Annotated in this window: 16 protein-coding genes and 1 pseudogene; 10 read left to right on the forward strand and 7 right to left on the reverse strand. The window is 33.0% G+C overall.

The window, feature by feature from the left end:
- Positions 1-10: 10 nt before the first annotated feature.
- The 4 genes from istB to phaZ form a co-directional block, all read right to left on the reverse strand.
- Entirely contained in the window at positions 11-760 is a 750-nt protein-coding gene (istB, locus tag AB3211_RS05715; protein ID WP_367363705.1) for an IS21-like element helper ATPase IstB, read from the reverse strand.
- Positions 760-2,256, reverse strand: a complete 1,497-nt coding sequence (gene istA, locus AB3211_RS05720) for an IS21 family transposase (RefSeq protein ID WP_367363704.1) — start codon at positions 2,254-2,256, stop codon at positions 760-762. Before istA ends, istB begins: the two co-directional genes overlap by 1 nt.
- Positions 2,257-2,402: 146 nt before the next feature.
- Positions 2,403-2,555, reverse strand: coding sequence for a hypothetical protein (locus tag AB3211_RS05725; protein ID WP_367363925.1), 153 nt, complete (start codon positions 2,553-2,555; stop codon positions 2,403-2,405).
- Positions 2,556-2,839: 284 nt separating this feature from the next.
- Positions 2,840-4,078, reverse strand: coding sequence for a polyhydroxyalkanoate depolymerase (gene phaZ, locus AB3211_RS05730; RefSeq protein WP_367363926.1), 1,239 nt, complete (start codon positions 4,076-4,078; stop codon positions 2,840-2,842).
- A gap of 132 nt (positions 4,079-4,210) precedes the next feature.
- On the opposite strand from phaZ, the gene der reads away from it, so the two are divergent.
- Positions 4,211-5,560, forward strand: a complete 1,350-nt coding sequence (gene der, locus AB3211_RS05735) for a ribosome biogenesis GTPase Der (protein WP_367364827.1) — start codon at positions 4,211-4,213, stop codon at positions 5,558-5,560.
- Between the two features lie 332 nt (positions 5,561-5,892).
- Here the strand turns inward: der and AB3211_RS05740 are convergent, their stop codons facing one another.
- Entirely contained in the window at positions 5,893-6,696 is an 804-nt protein-coding gene (locus tag AB3211_RS05740) for an RMD1 family protein (protein WP_341754284.1), read from the reverse strand.
- A gap of 133 nt (positions 6,697-6,829) precedes the next feature.
- Here AB3211_RS05740 and AB3211_RS05745 point away from each other — a divergent pair, with 133 nt between their 5' ends.
- Positions 6,830-7,648 carry a YgfZ/GcvT domain-containing protein gene (locus AB3211_RS05745; protein ID WP_367363927.1) on the forward strand — a complete coding sequence of 273 codons (819 nt, stop codon included), beginning with the start codon at positions 6,830-6,832 and terminating at the stop codon, positions 7,646-7,648.
- A 397-nt stretch (positions 7,649-8,045) separates the two neighbouring features.
- Here AB3211_RS05745 and AB3211_RS05750 read toward each other — a convergent pair.
- Positions 8,046-9,077: pseudogene (locus tag AB3211_RS05750) on the reverse strand (PDDEXK nuclease domain-containing protein); the annotation flags it as partial.
- 245 nt (positions 9,078-9,322) lie between these two features.
- On the opposite strand from AB3211_RS05750, the gene AB3211_RS05755 reads away from it, so the two are divergent.
- From AB3211_RS05755 to ruvC, 6 genes are all read left to right on the forward strand, one after another.
- A complete protein-coding gene (locus tag AB3211_RS05755) occupies positions 9,323-9,940 on the forward strand; it encodes a chloramphenicol phosphotransferase CPT family protein (RefSeq protein ID WP_367363929.1) in 618 nt (205 codons plus the stop codon).
- Positions 9,937-10,494 carry a histidine phosphatase family protein gene (locus AB3211_RS05760; protein WP_367363930.1) on the forward strand — a complete coding sequence of 186 codons (558 nt, stop codon included), beginning with the start codon at positions 9,937-9,939 and terminating at the stop codon, positions 10,492-10,494. The genes AB3211_RS05755 and AB3211_RS05760 overlap by 4 nt, the downstream gene beginning before the upstream one ends.
- Positions 10,495-10,609: 115 nt before the next feature.
- On the forward strand, positions 10,610-10,711 hold the full coding sequence (locus tag AB3211_RS05765; protein ID WP_367364828.1) for a hypothetical protein: 102 nt from the start codon (positions 10,610-10,612) through the stop codon (positions 10,709-10,711).
- A gap of 539 nt (positions 10,712-11,250) precedes the next feature.
- Positions 11,251-11,910: an amino acid ABC transporter permease gene (locus tag AB3211_RS05770; RefSeq protein ID WP_367363931.1), complete on the forward strand. Its 660-nt coding sequence runs from the start codon at positions 11,251-11,253 to the stop codon at positions 11,908-11,910.
- Positions 11,911-11,924: 14 nt separating this feature from the next.
- Entirely contained in the window at positions 11,925-14,981 is a 3,057-nt protein-coding gene (locus tag AB3211_RS05775) for an efflux RND transporter permease subunit (protein WP_367363932.1), read from the forward strand.
- Positions 14,982-15,018: 37 nt separating this feature from the next.
- The gene (gene ruvC, locus AB3211_RS05780; RefSeq protein WP_341754291.1) at positions 15,019-15,504 is read left to right on the forward strand and encodes a crossover junction endodeoxyribonuclease RuvC; all 486 of its coding nucleotides are present in this window, start codon (positions 15,019-15,021) and stop codon (positions 15,502-15,504) included.
- Here ruvC and AB3211_RS05785 read toward each other — a convergent pair.
- Positions 15,499-16,014: a hypothetical protein gene (locus AB3211_RS05785; RefSeq protein ID WP_367363933.1), complete on the reverse strand. Its 516-nt coding sequence runs from the start codon at positions 16,012-16,014 to the stop codon at positions 15,499-15,501. The two genes, ruvC and AB3211_RS05785, sit on opposite strands and share 6 nt — an antisense overlap.
- Positions 16,015-16,497: 483 nt before the next feature.
- On the opposite strand from AB3211_RS05785, the gene AB3211_RS05790 reads away from it, so the two are divergent.
- Together AB3211_RS05790 and AB3211_RS05795 are read left to right on the forward strand one after the other, a co-directional pair.
- Entirely contained in the window at positions 16,498-16,773 is a 276-nt protein-coding gene (locus AB3211_RS05790; protein WP_341754294.1) for an HU family DNA-binding protein, read from the forward strand.
- Between the two features lie 219 nt (positions 16,774-16,992).
- A complete protein-coding gene (locus AB3211_RS05795; protein ID WP_367363934.1) occupies positions 16,993-17,793 on the forward strand; it encodes a DNA polymerase III subunit delta' in 801 nt (266 codons plus the stop codon).
- The last annotated feature ends 74 nt before the right edge of the window (positions 17,794-17,867 follow it).

Below are 17,867 nucleotides of genomic sequence, written 5' to 3' on the forward strand. Positions count from 1 at the left end.
AAGTCTAGAACTATTGTTTTTTTTTCATACGATAACTTTCATTTCCCGTTTCAATGATATCACAATTATGACAAACTCTATCAAGTAGCGCTGAAGTCATTTTATTACAACCAAATATTTGTGACCATTCTGAGAATATAAGATTAGTAGTAATAATAATTGAAGTGTTGGAATGTATTTTAGATAATAGATGAAAGATAAGTTGACCGCCATTCTTAGAAAATGGTAGATAACCAAGCTCATCTAGGACTAGTACATCTATTTTTTGCAAGGAAGCTGCTAGTTTTCCTACCTGAGCAGAGTTCTTTTCATATTCTAATTGATTAGCAAGATCTACAAGATTAAAAAATCTTGATTTATAACCTTTTCGTACTGCTTTTGTACTTAATGCAATAGCTAGGTGAGTTTTACCGCTACCAGTACCACCAACTAGGATTATATTTCTAGATGTTTTAATAAACTCGCAACTATATAGATGCATAATTTGTTCTTGGTTTATTGGGGTATCGATAAATATGAAATTATCTATATCTTTTTTCTCAGGAAACTTTGCTGCGCTAATCCTACTTTGAATAGACCTAAGAGTTCGTGTTGTTAGTTCAGATTTTAATAAATTATGTAAAATATAATTCGAGGCTTCTTTACGCCTTATGGCATCAGATATAATTTCATCATAAGACTCAAGCATCCCTGTAAATTTTAGCTTTCTCATAACATTTATAATATCTTCTCTAGTAGATTCTTGATATACATTGTTCATTACTTACCTCCTAACTTGAGAAAATTATCGTATATCTCACAATTAGCTTTCGGGATATGTTTTAAAGTATGATATTCTTGGTAATTACTTGGCTCTGTTACTTTTAACTCATCTTTATTACGTAATATAATATTTAAAATTACCTCCTTACTAACAGTTCCTATTTTTAGTGCTTGGGTGCATGCTGATACTACTGCTTCTATGGATTCCATTGCTATATACGATAATATATGAGCAAAATCTCTTGTACCTGCTGGGCTGCTCTCAAGACGTCTTCTAACTTCTATGAGCTCTTCTGGTAAATTCATATTAAGGAATGGTTCACCATTTCTTAATGCTCCGGGTTTATACCTTAATATTGGCAGATAATGATTGACGTCATAACAAGTTTCTCCCTTAGTAAATTTCCGTTTATGACGACCTACCTCTTGACCATTATAAATAAATACTAGATGTTCAGCATATATCTTACATTGTACTATTTTCCCAGCACAACTACAGTGAACGCTATAATTATTGCTTTCATATCTAGCCAAACAAGTAATAGAAACCTTGATATCTATTTCTTTGCAACCGTTAAATAATACAGGCACGGATACTAAAAAATTACGTTCTAGTTGATATGCTTCATCTATAGTCTTATCTTTATATTCGGGGTGTTTATGAGAGCTATTATAAGTAACTAATCTGCTGGTTAATATATCGTTTAATTCTTGCAAGGTTAAAGCTTTTGGCATAGGAGTAAAGAACTGTTCCCGGTCAATCTGTACTTGTCGCTCAACCCTACCTTTTTCATTACCTCGAGCTGGAGAACATGCTATCGGTTCAATGAGATAATGTGCGCAGAGCTTTTCAAACTTTGGATTCCATTCTCTATTATTAGAGCCTTTTAAAACCTTACTGACAGCAGTCTTCATATTATCATAAATCCCTTTAGTTGGACTACCACCAAAAAAAGTAAAGGCTCTAACATGTGCATCAAATACCATCTCTTGAGCTTCAGTAGGATAAATATAGATAAATTTTTTACGGCTATAACACAAAACAAAGTGAGCTACTTTAACATTTATTATTTCTCCAGCTAATATTACTTGCTCACTACTCCAGTCAAATTGGTAAGCTTCCCCAGGAGCAAAGGATAAAGGTACGCAAGCTTTTATATTAATCTCAAAATTTCTATCATTCCAAGTGTTAATATAACGACTAACAGCAGAGTAACTGCCTTGATACCCATAAATCTTTAACTCCTCAAATAAAGCTTTCCCTGTTTTTTTAGGCTTTGAATTCTTATTATCCCGCAACATCCTCTCAAGACTCTCAATATATTTCCCGAGTTTAGGTATAGGTTGAATTATTCGTATATAATCAGATTTAATCTCTCCTTGCGTACGAATGATACTTCTAACTGTATTACGTGATATATTTAATTCTCTACTTATTGAACGTATACCTTCTCCACGACGATAACGTCCTAATATCTTTCTCTTACTTTCCATTATTAACATCTCTGATTTTATACTCCTATTATTTATTCTGAAAATAATAGAAGTATAGGTTGATAATAATGGATTAATAACGTACTACTTTTCCCACTTCTTAGGTGGGTCATTTTTCAACGCACATTAACCCATTTAGTGGGTCATTATTGCACGCTTTTTAACACTTCATAATGAGCATTAGCACAAATATTGCTTATAAAAGCTTCATTACTTTGTCTTGTTGGAAGTAAATCAAGTGATTTAAAATTCACTTTAATTTCTCTTTGTGGTAAAAGTTGGAATTTTATTTTGCTCATATAATTTGCATTTAATTAGTTAAACATTAACTGTTAATCCGTTATAAACGGATTAACAGTTAATGCAATAACTTTTTTGCATTAGAAGTCTAGGGTAATTTAAAAGTCGGGCTGCAAGCCTAATAGATAAAGGAAAAAGTGCTTAATATGCACTCGATGTCATTCTTAGCAACGGCGGGAATCTAAAAAAATAAGCCTGAAAGACTATTAAGTGTTATGGATCCCCGCTTACGCGGGGATGACATAAACTGCCATGAATTGTAGCCTTCAGAAAAAAAACTTGATTATCGAGTATATATAAAATCCCTAATTATTGGGACAATAAACTGTTTGAATTTGCTACCACTAAATAAGCCGTAATGCCCAACTCCCTTTTGTAAATGATATTTTTTCATTGTCATAGGAATACCGGAACACAAATCTAATGCAGTTTTAGTTTGTCCAACCGCAGCTATATCGTCATTCTCGCCTTCGATACCTAGTAAAGCACATTTTGTTATATTTTTTAAATGAACTTTACGATTTTTTGAGACAAATTCATCTTTGGCAAGAGCAAAATCTTTAAATACTTCTTGTATTGTTTGGAGATAGAATTCCGATGTCATATCCATAGTGGCTAAATATTCATCATAAAATTTTATGGTATGATTAGCTTTTTCAAGGTTGCCATCTAGCAAATTTTGTAGTAAATCTAAATGCGAATTAATATGCCGAGGAATATTTAAACTGATAAAACCCATAAGTTGTACAAACCCTAGATAGACATTTCTTCCGTAACCAGGATAGTTAGAGGGTACGGATGTAATCATCATTTGGCAAAACCATTGCATACTTTTATGGATTGCAAACAAGTTAACATCTGTAGGATTAAGCCTTGCATCAATAGGTCCACCTATCAAAATCATTGACCGCGGCACATTTACATCATTATTTGCAGACATTATACTAATGGCAGCTAGAAGGGGGACTGTTGGTTGGCATACTGCCATAGTATGCAGATTTGCTCCTAGAAGCGTCATAAACTCAATTAAGTAGTCTATAAAATCATCTAAGTTAAATTTACCAAGTTGATTAGGTATAGTGCTTGCATCAAGCCAATCTGTAATATATACATCTGCGTATGGGAGCATTTCAGTTACAGTGTCCCTAAGTAAGGTAGCATGGTGTCCTGACAGTGGAGCGATTATTAATAATTTTGGCATTTCTTGCTTAATAGCAATTTTGCTAAAATGCTTTAATTGACAAAATGTTTTAGTAGCAACTGTTTTTTCTTTAACCACATAAGACGTACCATCAATAATACATTCATTAATGTTAAATTCTGGCTTCTTGTATGTTCTAGTCATCCTTTCAGCAAGCGTCAAATATGCTAACATAACGTGAGTATAGCCGCTATCTTTTATAGGATTATTGCTATTTTTAAACCACTGCTCTAAAATTTCTATGTTTGCTCGCATTGGAATAAGCATAGTTTTAAAGCCTTCTAGTGCATAATAAAGATTATTAGAACTGCCATTATGCATAATATTTGTCCTTGAGAAGTCTGTTTATACTTTAATTTTATATAATTAAGTGTTAATAATATACTCAAATACTGCAATATTCAAATGATTTGGGTATTAGTGCTAATGAATTATTATGATAATATAAAGGTGATGCATAAAAAAATTGTGGCGATTATTGGTAGACCCAATGTAGGGAAGTCTACGCTCTTTAATCGTTTGGCTATCAGGAAAAAGGCTATCGTACATGATCTCCCGGGGGTAACACGTGATCGAAAATACTCTGATGCCCAAATTGGGCCATTTGATTTTACGGTAATTGATACTCCTGGTTTAGAAGAAGCAATCGGTGAAAAATTAGAATATAGAATGATGCAACAGACTGTAGAAGCCATTATAGAAGCAGACTTGCTATGCCTTATGGTGGATGGTAAGGATGGCGTATTACCGGAAGATAAGTTTTTTGCTAGTTTTATCAGAAGATATGATAAAAAATCTGTGTTGATTGTCAATAAATGTGAAGGACGGTTTGATTTTGCTAAAGAATACTACAAGCTTGGTTTTGATAATGTAGTACCAATTTCTGCAGAACATGGTGTTGGTATGGCAGATTTACACGATGCAATAACTGAAGAATTAGGAGATGAGGAATTAGAGGAAGAATTAACTGATCCAATAAAGGCTGACTGTATACAAATAGTGGTGAGTGGTAGACCAAATGCAGGAAAATCTACTCTTATTAATAGTATTATTAACAATGAAAGATTGTTAACAGGACCTGAAGCCGGTATAACAAGGGAATCTATAGAAATTGATTGGTTATATAATGATAATAAATTTAAATTAATTGATACGGCTGGTCTAAGAAAAAAGGGAGCTATTAACAAGTCCTTAGAAAAATTATCAGCTTCTGATACTATTAATAGTATTAAGTTTGCTAATACTGTTATTTTGATGGTTGATGCACGAACGAATTTGGAGCAACAAGATCTGAATATTGCCAGTTATGTTATAGAGCAGGGCAGAAGCCTGCTCATAGTAGTTAATAAGTGGGATTTAATTGAAGGGAAAAATAAAGATAAATTTAAGGAAGAATTTCTTTATAAGATGGAAACCAATCTACCGCAAGTTAAAGGAGTACCGATAATATTCATATCAGCCTTAAAAAAGCAGAATATTAATATGGTACTAGATGAGGCTATAAAAATTTATACTTTATGGAATAAAAAAATTGCTACCAGTAAACTGAATAATTGGTTAGGTTTTGCACTCGAGCAACATCCGCTGCCCTTACAAAAAGGTGGTAGACGTGTTAGAATTAAATATATGACCCAAACAAAAACTCGCCCACCAACTTTTAAACTATTCTCTAATAATCCTGAGAAAATCACGGATAGTTATACTAGATACCTTGTAAACAACTTGAGGGAAGCTTTTAATTTACCCGGTGTGCCAATAAGATTTACTTATACTAAAACTGAGAATCCATATGTAAAGTCATAGGAAAAACAGCCTAGCGTCATTGCGAGGAGCTGCGACCATAGTACCCTACATTTTTCTATAATCGTCATCATAATCGTCATCGCGAGGCATCTTTAGATGCCGTGGCGATCCAGGTAAACAGCGAAGCTGTTTTTTTAGAGTAACGCTTCGCGTATCTTGGATTGCCGCGTCGCCGCTTTCAGCGACTCCTCGCAATGACGCTCGGAAGAACTCTTAACAGTAGTGACATAAAAAATGTAGGGTACTATGATTGCCACTACACTCACGTGGTCTCGCTAATAGACGTCTTGTACTTTTCTGCAATTTTTAAATGCTATACGTAAGGTGAATAGTTAAATTTTATTCAGAAGATAACCAATTATTTTGAAAAAGAGTTTATCGTGAACAAGGGATAGTACCACTTCTATGGTAATTAATATTATAATGATCCATTCAAGTCTAGTTGAGTGTTTATAGTTTAAGTCATTTGACAAAATATTGTAGAGTTCATGAATCATGTTCAGTCGATGGTTAAGAATATTCTGACGAATTTGAATATCTTGAAACTCTGCCGTCATTAAGTATAAAGGCTCATAACTAGGACGACGCCAAAAAAATTCAGGAGTATCTAGTATATCGCTGTGTAAATTAATAGAATATCGTTCGTTAAATAATATGCCAATTTGTTGAGATATTTCCTTTTTTGAAAGTGATACACTGCCAGTGCTGGCTAGCTCTTGTTGAATCGGTGTTGTTTTTACAATTAAATTACTTACTGATTTTTCCAGTACACTAAGCTTAACTGACTGAGCTAAAGCATGCGATATAGATAATTTTATAAAAGTTGATTTATCTGCTAGAATGATTTGGTTTTTTTCTTCATCTATAAAGGTTTTACCTGTAGTTTCATCATAATCAAAATAGATAAAGTCAGACATTATCTCGTCAGTTTGATTAGCTTGCAGAGCTACTATGTCTTCTAGAATCATTTTTTCTTGGCTTTCTTCAGCTCCCCATATAGTAACACAGCCAAATGGGAAAAAGAAAACATCTATAGGGTCTAAGTTTTTTACTTGTTCTTTTTGAATATATAGTACATCATCGAAGTGTTTAGGTTCAAGACCAATCTTATTGAGATTTATTACTAAGTCATTCATCTTATATTCAGAAGTCGTACAGTAGGAAGCACATCTCATATAATAAATAATTTATAGCAAACAACTGTTGCATCAGTATAATATAGTATTATAAAACTTATTAAAGTCAATTAAAATATCATAGTTGGTAATTATGCATGAAATATTAACAAATAGAGCAATTATTGAAGTTTTTGGTGATGATGCGATGAATTTCTTGCATAATTTGACAACTAATGATATAAAAAATAATAATTATTGTTATAGTTATGCTCTAAGTAATCAAGGAAGGTATTTATTTGATTTCTTTGTATTAAAACTAGCAGCAACAAGGTTTTTTATTGATATAAATGTTAATCAGTCTGATTTATTTAAAAATCACTTAGTGCGGTATAAATTACGTGCTAAAATTGAAGTGAACGACTTAACTAACATCTATCAGGTTATTTACTCAAAACAACAGTTGGAATTTAATGGATATAAAGACCCTCGTTATGATCAACTCGGTTTCCGTTCCATTGTTAGTAAAGATGTACCAATAACTGCAGGAACAGCAGGACTATACCTGCAAGATAAATATAATTTTGCCATAGTTGATGGGTATGAGGATCTAATTTTCAACAGATCCATTCCGGTCGAATATGGCTGTGAGGAATTAAACGCTGTAAGTTATACCAAAGGTTGCTATATTGGACAGGAAGTTATTTCAAGAACAAAATACCAAGGAGTAGTAAGGAAAAAAATATTTAAATTATCCGTTAACATAGATTCCATTAATACAGGCAGTTCAGATATAGCAAAAGATGATGAGATTATTGCCAATAATATAAAAATTGGTACAATATGTTCGATTTATCAGAACATGGCAATAGCTTTAATTAGAGAGGATGATTATTATTCATTACAAAATACAGCTATTACTGTAAAAAACTTACCTGTTTCTTTGGTTGTTCCACCTTGGCGTTATAGTTAACTATTTTGTCATTGCGAGGAGTCACTTTTGACAGTTGTACTCCTAGAACCTAAACGGGTTAGCTATAACTTGGTCATTACTTGGTTACTTTTTTGATTATTATGGTAGAGTGTTGTCGTGTTTTGCCCAATTCAGGTAATTGTGGCTGTACTGGAGTTAAACCTAATTTCTCATAACCACCACATATTCTCACAATGTTCTCCAACTCTTCTAATGCTGTACTACTTGCATCTGCTGTTTTCTCTCGTTGATATTCTGTTGCATGGGTATCATAATGTTTTCCTACAAACTGACTTGCTAGATCAGGATATAGCTCAGCAAGTTTGTGCAATGATTTTCTTTCTTGGGCTAGTAAGTTAGGTAATGATTGTAATTTAGCAGTTGTCCGCTCAAGAGTCTCATAATCAAAATACTCGGACAATCCAACTTCCAGCTCTTCAATGGTTGGTAGGGCAGTTTTTATATTTTTTGGCAAGCTTTCAGTCAACTTATATTCAGCAAGACCAATTGGCTTAGTCATGTCCCGTAGTGCATATTCGGCTTTGATTTGTTCTCCTTTATCCTTACAAAGAATTAAGCCTATAGATGGATTATCAGTTGAATGTTTTAATTGTTCATCAACAGCTGATAAGTAAAAATTTAATTGTCCTACATCACGAGGAGAAAATTTACCTGCCTTGAGCTCAATAATTATAAAGGCTCTAAGATGCAAATGATAGAATAACAGATCAATATAATAATCTTCATTTCCTATTGATAATTTATATTGTCGTCCCACAAAGGCAAAGCCTACTCCAAGTTCAAGAAGAAATTTTTCTATATGAGAAACTAACGCTTTTTCAACTTCTCTTTCATGTGCTTCATTGCCTATGCTAAGGAAGTCAAAAATATATGGATCTTTTAGAGTATGATGGGCTAAATCTGACTGCGGAGATGGTAATTTATTTTTAAAATTTGTTATAGCTTGACTCTGACGTTTATGTAGAGCTAATTCAATTTGCATAACCATTACATTTCTTGACCAACCATATGTAATAGAGTGCTTAATATAAAAAAGACGAATCTCTTTATCTATTACCTTATCTAGTAAAGTAATATTATGATACCATGTTAATTGTGCAAGTACCTCTTGCACAAATGTAGGTTCAGGATATTCTTTAGCAAATTGTCGCATATATTTAAGGTTTCTAGTGCTAAATCCTTTCATTTCAGGAAAAGCAGATATTAAATCACGACTAAGTTTGTCAATTATTTTAGTTCCCCAGGCATGTTGCTCTTGACGAGTCAAAATCTCGCTACCAATATGGTGATATAAAATTATCAGCTCTTTATTAACAGATCGTGCTGCTTGATAGCGACTTGTAGCTACACGGACTTTTAACTGTTCTAAAAACTCTTTATATTCTGTAGTTATAATATTTTTATCCATGGTATTTCTATTAATTTATTGATTACCTAACTTAATTACTATAACTTCAGCTCTAGATAATGATAACTCTTTAAAAAAATGTGAGCAAGAGTAATGTATTGAGGAATGAAAAAAAATAAGCAACCTTGCAAAAATAATAAAAATTGCTATTAGTGGAGCATAAAAATCTGTTATATTTATTATATATAGTTAACCCTAGGAGGACACAGTATTAGTAGCAATGAGAAAGAACAGCAAGATACCATATGAGTAAAATTATATTTTTAAATGGATGTGGTTCTGCTGGTAAAACATCTATCGCAAGAGCAATACAGTATTTAAGTAAGGATTCTTGGCTTACTTTTGGCATAGATACTTTTATTAGCATGACACCATTACCATGCTTATCTGATGATAAACCGGATGTTAGATACTTTTCCTTCGTTCCGGGGATAAATGACCGTGGCCCAACCATGCGTGTTGAGGTTGGAGAAAAAGGTGAACAACTCTTTGGTATCATGCCAGATTTTACTAATTTGCTTGCAGGTCGAGGAAACAATATCATTATCGATGAAGTCTTATTTGATGATGTTTACCTCAAATCTTACATAAAAGTCTTGAAAGGGTATATTGTCCATTTTGTCGGAGTTTTTTGTGATCTTTCAGTGATGCAAGAGCGAGAAATTTTACGCTGTGATCGTGCTATAGGTTTATCGAATGATCAAATAGATAGAGTCCATGCAGGTAGCCTGCGAGAATATGATTTAACAGTTGATACTACGAGCCGGTCACCTTTTGAGATTGCCAAGCAAATTCTGACTTTTGTAGAGGAAAATCCTGCCCCACAAGGTTTTATGACTATGCATGAGAGATTACAGTTATGACGCTTCCCTTAAAACCTTTTTATTTTTTACGTCATGGTGAAACAGATTGGAATAGACACCATATTTACATGGGTTCGCAGGATATTCCTCTCAATCAAACTGGAGAAAACCAAGCGAGGGAAGCCTCTGATATTCTTGGAGAAAAGGATATAAAGCATATTGTCACAAGCCCGCTTATGAGAGCATACAGGACTGCTGAGATCGTCAATGAAAAGCTAAAAGTTGATCTTACAATTGTCCCGGAGTTAGCAGAATGTTGTTGGGGTGAATATGAAGGTCAATCCGTTGATGATAATATTTGGAAGAGATGGCGAGATGGCAATACTCACCAAGGAGCAGAATATGTAAATGATTTTGACAAGAGAGTTTTGTGTGCTTTAAATAGTACGCTCAGCTTTCAAGAGCCAGTTTTAATTGTTGCACATGGTGGAGTTTATTATGCTATCCAAAGACTTTTAGGATGGCCAATTATACATCTTAAAAATTGTTCTGCTATTTTTCACAGTCCACCAATCGGACAAAGTCAATCATGGTCTATGTGTGAACTCAGTTAACCTCAGGTTAGTTGTGAGCTTACTATTACCCACATCTTTGGACTTAGGGGACGTCATCCTGAAATGAGTTCAGGATTATATTAATAAGAGTGGTAAGAAAATTGGTAAGGGGTATATTAGTGGCGGCAAATTTTATGCTAGAAAAGCTTTATATATGGCGGCTTTGGTGGCTATGCGTTATAATAGATATCTTTTGAAACTCTACTTCTGCTGGTAATTTATTCGTGCTACCGGTACTCTGCTCCTCACGTGCATCTGAGTACGCTGCGGGTCAAGGTTCCGTAGCTTCTTTAAATTCCTCAGCATAAGCGAGTTTCAAAAGATATCTAATGATATAGCTAACCCGAAAAGGTTTTAGGTATATGTTAATCTTAGATTAGCTAGAAGCGATGTCATCCCTACGTAGGCAGGGATATATAATATCTAATAGTCTTTAGGCTATTTTTTTAGATTCCTGACCGAAGCGGGAATGACATCAAGGCTATTACATTAATATGCCTTAAACCTTTTCGGGTTAGCTATAAAATGAAAGTCTTTTACTACTGCTTAATTGAATCGGGTAAACCGGCTAAAGTTGCATTGGTAGCTGTCATGCGTAAAATTATTATTTGTTTAAATTCTATGTTAAAAGATAACAAAATTTATATAAAATAATGTTTTTTACTCTTGACTCTTAAGACGGTAGATGACATCATTCCCGCCTGAGTACACTGGTATTCATTGGCTTTATTAATGGAGATTACTTAAGAGTGTTAGATGTTTGAGCAATTACTTGATTTTTCTTCTATATATTTTATTATGCAAGGGATGGTAGTAACACTGAAATACAGTATAGTTTCAGTGTTATTAGGATTGATTATTGGTATCTTACTAGCAATTTGTAAGGTAAGTAAAAGTTGTGCGTTAAGACTGTTTGCTAATTTCTATACATCTGTTTTTCGTGGTACTCCATTACTTATACAACTTAGCATAATTTATTTTGGTTTACCTAGTGTAATTGGTATTAAGCTTGGTGTCTTCGTTGCTGGTAGCATAGCTTTCTCATTAAACTCTGGGGCATATGTTTCGGAAATAATTAGAGCTGGAATTAATAGTGTTGATAAAGGGCAGATTGAGGCAGCTAAAGCATTAGCTATACCCGAGAGATTAATGATGAAAGATATTATCTTGCCTCAAGCCATAAGAAATATTTTACCTTCACTAGTTAATGAGCTTATTAATTTAATCAAAGAGTCGGCGATTATATCAATGATCGGTGAAATGGATTTAATGCGGAGAGCTCAGCTAGTATCGGCTGAACATCTTACTTTTTTTACTCCTATGTTAATAGCAGGACTTTGTTACTATGTTATGGTAATAATTATCAGTAAATTAGCTAAAATTATTGAAAAAAGACTAGTAATTGGAGTTGAGTAGGATTTATTGATAATATGTACTTAAGTGAAATATGTATAAAACGTCCAGTATTTGCAACAGTGTTGAGTCTAGTGGTTGTTATTTTAGGGGCGGTATTTTTTACTAAACTGCAAATTAGGGCTATTCCCGATATTTCTTTTCCTGTAATAACAGTATATGCAGATTACCCTGGGGCAGATGCTCTTTATATGGAGAAAGAGATAACAACTCGTATTGAAAAAGCACTAAAAACTGTCAAAAACCTTGATACTATCACTTCACAAAGCTCTACAGGTAGCAGCCATATTACTTTAAGGTTTCTATCATCGGCTGATATAGAAACAGCATTAAACGATGTTCGGTCTAAAATTTCTAATATAAGTTCCTTCCCCCAAGATATGAGCATGCCTTATGTTGATAAGATGGATGCAGATAATTCCGCTAGTTTGTATTTAAGTATCAGTAGTGATGTATATGATGATTTACAATTAACCCAAATTGTTCAAGATAGCGTAAAAACCATTTTAGACAAACTTGAAACAATAGGTCAGGTTGAGATATATGGTGCTAAAGATTACTCTATGCGTATAGAACCAGATCCGGTAAAATTATATCAACATAAAATGTCAGTGTTAGAAATTGAGAGTGCTATAAAAAAACAAAATATCTATTATCCAGCAGGAACTATTAAAACAGCTGCACGTGATTTTGCTGTAAGATTAGATGGTTCTTTAAGTAAACCGGAAGAGTTTGAAAAAATTATACTAAAAGTGAAAGATGCTAATATATTAAAGTTACGAGATATTGCTAAAATATATTTAGCCCCTCCAGATACTGAGGTAATTTTTAGATATAACGGAAAAAACTCGATAGCACTTGGTCTTATAAAACAATCGAAGGCAAACATACTTGATTTATCCAAAGAGGTTAGATCTTCACTAGATAAAATAAAAAAAAATCTACCTAAGGGTATAACAATTGATATAGCCTATGATGAATCAATTCCAGTTAGGGCTTCAATCAGATCAGTGTTCTTCACTATCATGGAAGCACTAGTTTTGGTTATGGTAGTAATATACCTGTTCTTGGCATCAGTAAGAATCACCCTCATACCATTTGTAACTGTTCCGATATCATTAATTGGTACGTTTATTGTTATGTATTATTTAGGATTTTCTATCAATATATTTACCCTTTTAGCAATGATATTAGCTATTGGCTTGGTAGTAGATGATGCAATAGTAATGTTAGAAAACATTTTTAGGTACAATGAGATGGGGCATTCTCCTATAGAAGCTGCCTTTCTTGCATCTAAGGAAATTGCTTTTGCCATTGTAGCGATGACTATAACACTTGTTTCAGTATTCTTACCAATAGGTTTTATTGATGGATTTATGGGCAAGTTATTCATTGAATTTGCTTGGACCTTAGCATTCTGCGTTTTATTTTCCGGTTTTGTGGCGATTACTTTAACGCCAATGATGGCAAGTCGAATGATTAACAAAAATGATCAACCTCCTTTAGGGTTTTTAGTTAAATTTGATCAGTTCATTAAATTAGTACAAAGCAAGTATTTGTACTATTTAGATCTTGCTCTTGATCATAAAAAGAAATTCTCACTTATTATTGCACTATCTTTAGTTGTACTAGTTGTTAGTTTTATCTTTGTCAAAAAAGTTTTTATTCCTCAGGAAGATGATGGTTTATTACAAGTTTTCTTCTCTGGTCCTCAAGGTTCTAGTATTAAACAATCAGAAAAAATAGTAGCAGAAGCTGAGAAAATACTTAGTCCTCATAAAGATATAGCAGGTTATTTGACAGTAATTGGCTGGGGAGGTAGTAACAGTGCTTTTGCCTTCGTATCTCTTAAAGATTGGAAGGAAAGGTCAATGTCACAAGAAGCTATAAAAAATATGCTTAATAAGCAATTTCAACAAATAGCTGGAATGTCGATTTTTGTTAATGATCATCCTTCGTTGTTTAGTGGTAATGCTAGAAATGCTGTCGAGTTTACTTTGCAAACCTCGCTTGAATATGACGAGTTAGATCAAATATCACAGAAATTCGTTAATAGAATGAAGAAAGATCCAGTTTTTATCGATGTGGGTAGAGATTTAAATGCTTCTATGCCGACAATTGACGTAATTGTTAACCGAGATAAAGCTTATCTGCTTGGTATGAGTTTAGAAAATATAGGGATAACATTGCAATATTTGCTGGCAGGAAGAAAAATTGGTGATTTCAGAATGGGCAATAATCTGTATGATATAACTATGCAATATAATTTAAAATACCGTAATAGTACCGATCATTTTAGTAAGATACTGATACCAACCAATAAACCAACTAATAATTTGCTGCCATTAAGTGTAGTCGCTAATATGGTTGAGACAGTGTCTATTAAGTATTATAACCACTATAATAATTCTAGATCGGTAACGATTTCGTCAGGTTTAGCTCCAAACCAAAAAATTACCGATGCCATAAATTCGATAAATACTATAGCTGATGAATTATTGGATAGTAGCACAACTACATTAGAATATATTGGAGAGATTAAAAGAATGACAGAATCGCAAGGTAGTCTTATTGTTACTTTCTTATTTGCTTTGTTGTTTATTTATTTAGTACTTTCAGCACAATTTGAAAGTTTTACTGATCCTATATTAATACTTATTGCTGTACCATTCTCAATTACTGGAGGGGTATTAATGCTCTTAATATGTGGTAATACGCTTAATATGTATAGTAATATTGGCTTGATCACTTTAATTGGTTTGATAACAAAAAATTCTATTATGATAGTAGAATTTGCTAATAACTTAAGAGACCAAGGACTAAGTGTTAGAGAAGCTGTAACTAGAGCCTCTAGCTTAAGACTTAGACCTATTCTAATGACTACTCTAGCAACCATTTTTGGGGCAATGTCATTAGTGATTAGTTCTGGAGCAGGAGCAGCCGCTCAAAATTCTATTGGTTTGGTAATAGTTGGAGGAATGAGTATAGGAACTCTTTTCACTATATTTGTTATTCCAGTTTTATATCAAAGTTTTAAAAGGGAATATATTCAAATAAATGAATTGAAGCATTAGATAATTTTATAAAAAATCTATTAGTGGGGGAATAATTTTGATTATACTAGGAATTGACCCATCTTTAGCTGGTATGGGATGGGGGGTAATCGATACCGATCCTCTGAAATATTTAGATAGTGGGGTTATAAAGACTAAATCAAGCGAACCAATGCATAAAAGGCTAGCTTTCATTAGCTCGTCCTTGCAAAAGATAATAGTACAATATAAACCTGCTATTGTTGCTATGGAGGAGACATTTGTTAATATGAATAGTGTTTCATCTTTAAAATTGGGATATGCTAGAGGAGCAGTCATGTCACTTATAGGAGGATATGATATTGCTTTTCAAGAATTTAAACCTAATGTTATCAAAAAATCGGTAGTGGGTTATGGTCATGCTGAAAAAAATCAGGTTCTGCAAATGATTAAACTTTTACTACCAGGAGCAATTGCAATCAGTAACTTTGATCAAGCAGATGCCCTTGCAGTGGCTTATGTTTGTTGGGCTTATACTTCAAAAACTCCCATAATTGAATTATAGCAATTCTTTACCTTTTGCTTTTTTTACTTTTTCTTCTTCTTTTTGCTTACCTTTAAATTTTGTTAGAAACTCATCTGTTATGTATATAAGACTCATACTAAAGCTAAGGAATGGAGCATCTAATATAATAGTACAACCACCATCGGCAAATCTAATCTCCTTATTACCTAAATTAGGGTTTTGGCTATGGGTGAGTTTGTATTTTTCTGAAAGTAACTCATAAAACTCTGTAAATTTATCGTTATTTATCGTTAAGATGATTGCTTGGATAATATTATCATCATTACATATTACTAATAACTCAGTCATCCCCTCTAATTTGACATCTCTAACATTAACATAATAATTATATCCATCCCAATGATTTCTCTCTTTTTTGGTAATCTGATATACTTGCTCTACATCTGCTATACTTGCTTTATTTAATTCAAAACCCAATGGAGCTGGATTAGCACTAACATTTAAACTAAAAATTGAAATAAATAATATGTAGAATAGTCTAGTGATCATAAGAGTTACCTTTTTATATATTAAATAAGAAAGGTATAATATATAAACTATTATGATTTTCAACTAATTATTTCATTTAAGCAAAAATAATATACTATCAACTAGTTTTAAAGTTTAATTATTAGTTATAAGACTAGTTAAACTACCTCCTAACTACAGGATAAGAAACTAACTTGATGTAAAATAGATACAATTTTATTGAAATTAGATTATAAAATAATATATTCAAAAGTTCTAAAGAAGTCTCAGTTGCAGTCAATTTAGTGTTTGCTATAATCTAGCCAACGAGATATAACAAATCTTGCTGGCATGTTAGTATATACTCTTCTGCTTTGAAGAATTGTTTTTTGAAAATATCAAGGCAACGTACCTTATGTACGCTCCGCTTGTTCCTCATTTTCAAATCCAATGCTCCAAATCATTTGAGTATACTAAATACATTAATGTCTGAAATGTTAACAATTTATTTGGAGAGTTGATCATATGAATAAAGGAGAATTAGTAGCATTAATGGCTGAAGCAGGTCATTCAAAAAGTGATGCAGAGAAAGCCCTTACTTGGGTTGTAGACAGTGTACTTAAAGCACTTAGTCGTGGTGAGGATGTTAACCTAGTGGGGTTTGGTTCTTTCCATATACAAAGTAGAGCTGCACGTGAAGGTCGTAATCCAAAAACTGGTGAGAAAATGCATATTTCTGCCTATAAACAACCAGTATTTAGAGCCGGTAAGAAAATGAAGGAAGCCTGTAATAATTCGTAACTTCGTGTTTTACTTAGAACTTGCTTCTATAAAATATTGTAGTTTTTACCAAGTGTGCAAGTTTAAGTACTCTGAGTTCAATACAACAAAGCTAGTGTCATCCCTGCCTATGTAGGGATTGACATCGCTTTTGCCATACAAGTACCATTACTTATGTTGGCGTTTCTGACCCATGTTGGCAAAGCCTAGAAACTTATTTTTTATTATGCCATTAGCAGAATGATCAAAGAATATCTTGAATGTAGATTCAAACAGGCCAGGCTTTATAATAGTTGGCTGATTGATGTTGATGATACTGCAAAAGCTTTAGAAGATTTGCTTATATTTATAGAAAGCAGTTTGATTGTAGGTAAAATTCAATTAACAAATCATCCAGATTATCGGTTAGTAGCTAGGGATAATTCTGTGACGAGCGGTGTCAAAGACATATCTGTTGACCAAATTAGAGATTTACAGCAATTTTTTTATAGAACATCATCAATCTCTAAATATAGAGTAGCTGTTATTTATCAAGCAGATCTAATGAATCTCAATGCAGCAAATTCCTGTCTTAAACTTTTAGAAGATACGCCAAAGGATGGTTTTATTTTCTTGATTACCTCAAGGGTTGCCGGAATAATAAGTACTATAAGATCTAGATGTGCTAAAATTAACATAAAATCACAAAATCGCTTAGTGGGAAGCGATATATATGTTAAATTTACGACGTATATTGCTAACTATGCAAATCCTAAAGTGAGGTTAGATCTTATCGAAGAGTTTACTAGTAAAAACAAGGAATTATGGGGAGATTTTGCTTGTAGCATGCTATATCTAGTTAATAGAATTACTAAAAAATCTCTCAATATCAATATTGAATTCAATGAATTAGAGAATAAAATATTTAATCAATTGCGTTCTAATTCCCCTGATTATTTGATAACAAAATTTGCAAATATCAAGCGAATAATAAATAACACCATAGATTATGACCTAGATCTAAGGGCTAATACCATAGCATTAATAGAAGAGTTATGGTAATTTTGTCGTCAAAATTTGCTTCCATTCCTATTCAATGTCATTCCCGTACAGGGTGTCAATAAGCGTTGAAAAAT

The organism is Candidatus Tisiphia endosymbiont of Nedyus quadrimaculatus (assembly GCF_964059235.1).
Classification (GTDB): domain Bacteria; phylum Pseudomonadota; class Alphaproteobacteria; order Rickettsiales; family Rickettsiaceae; genus Tisiphia.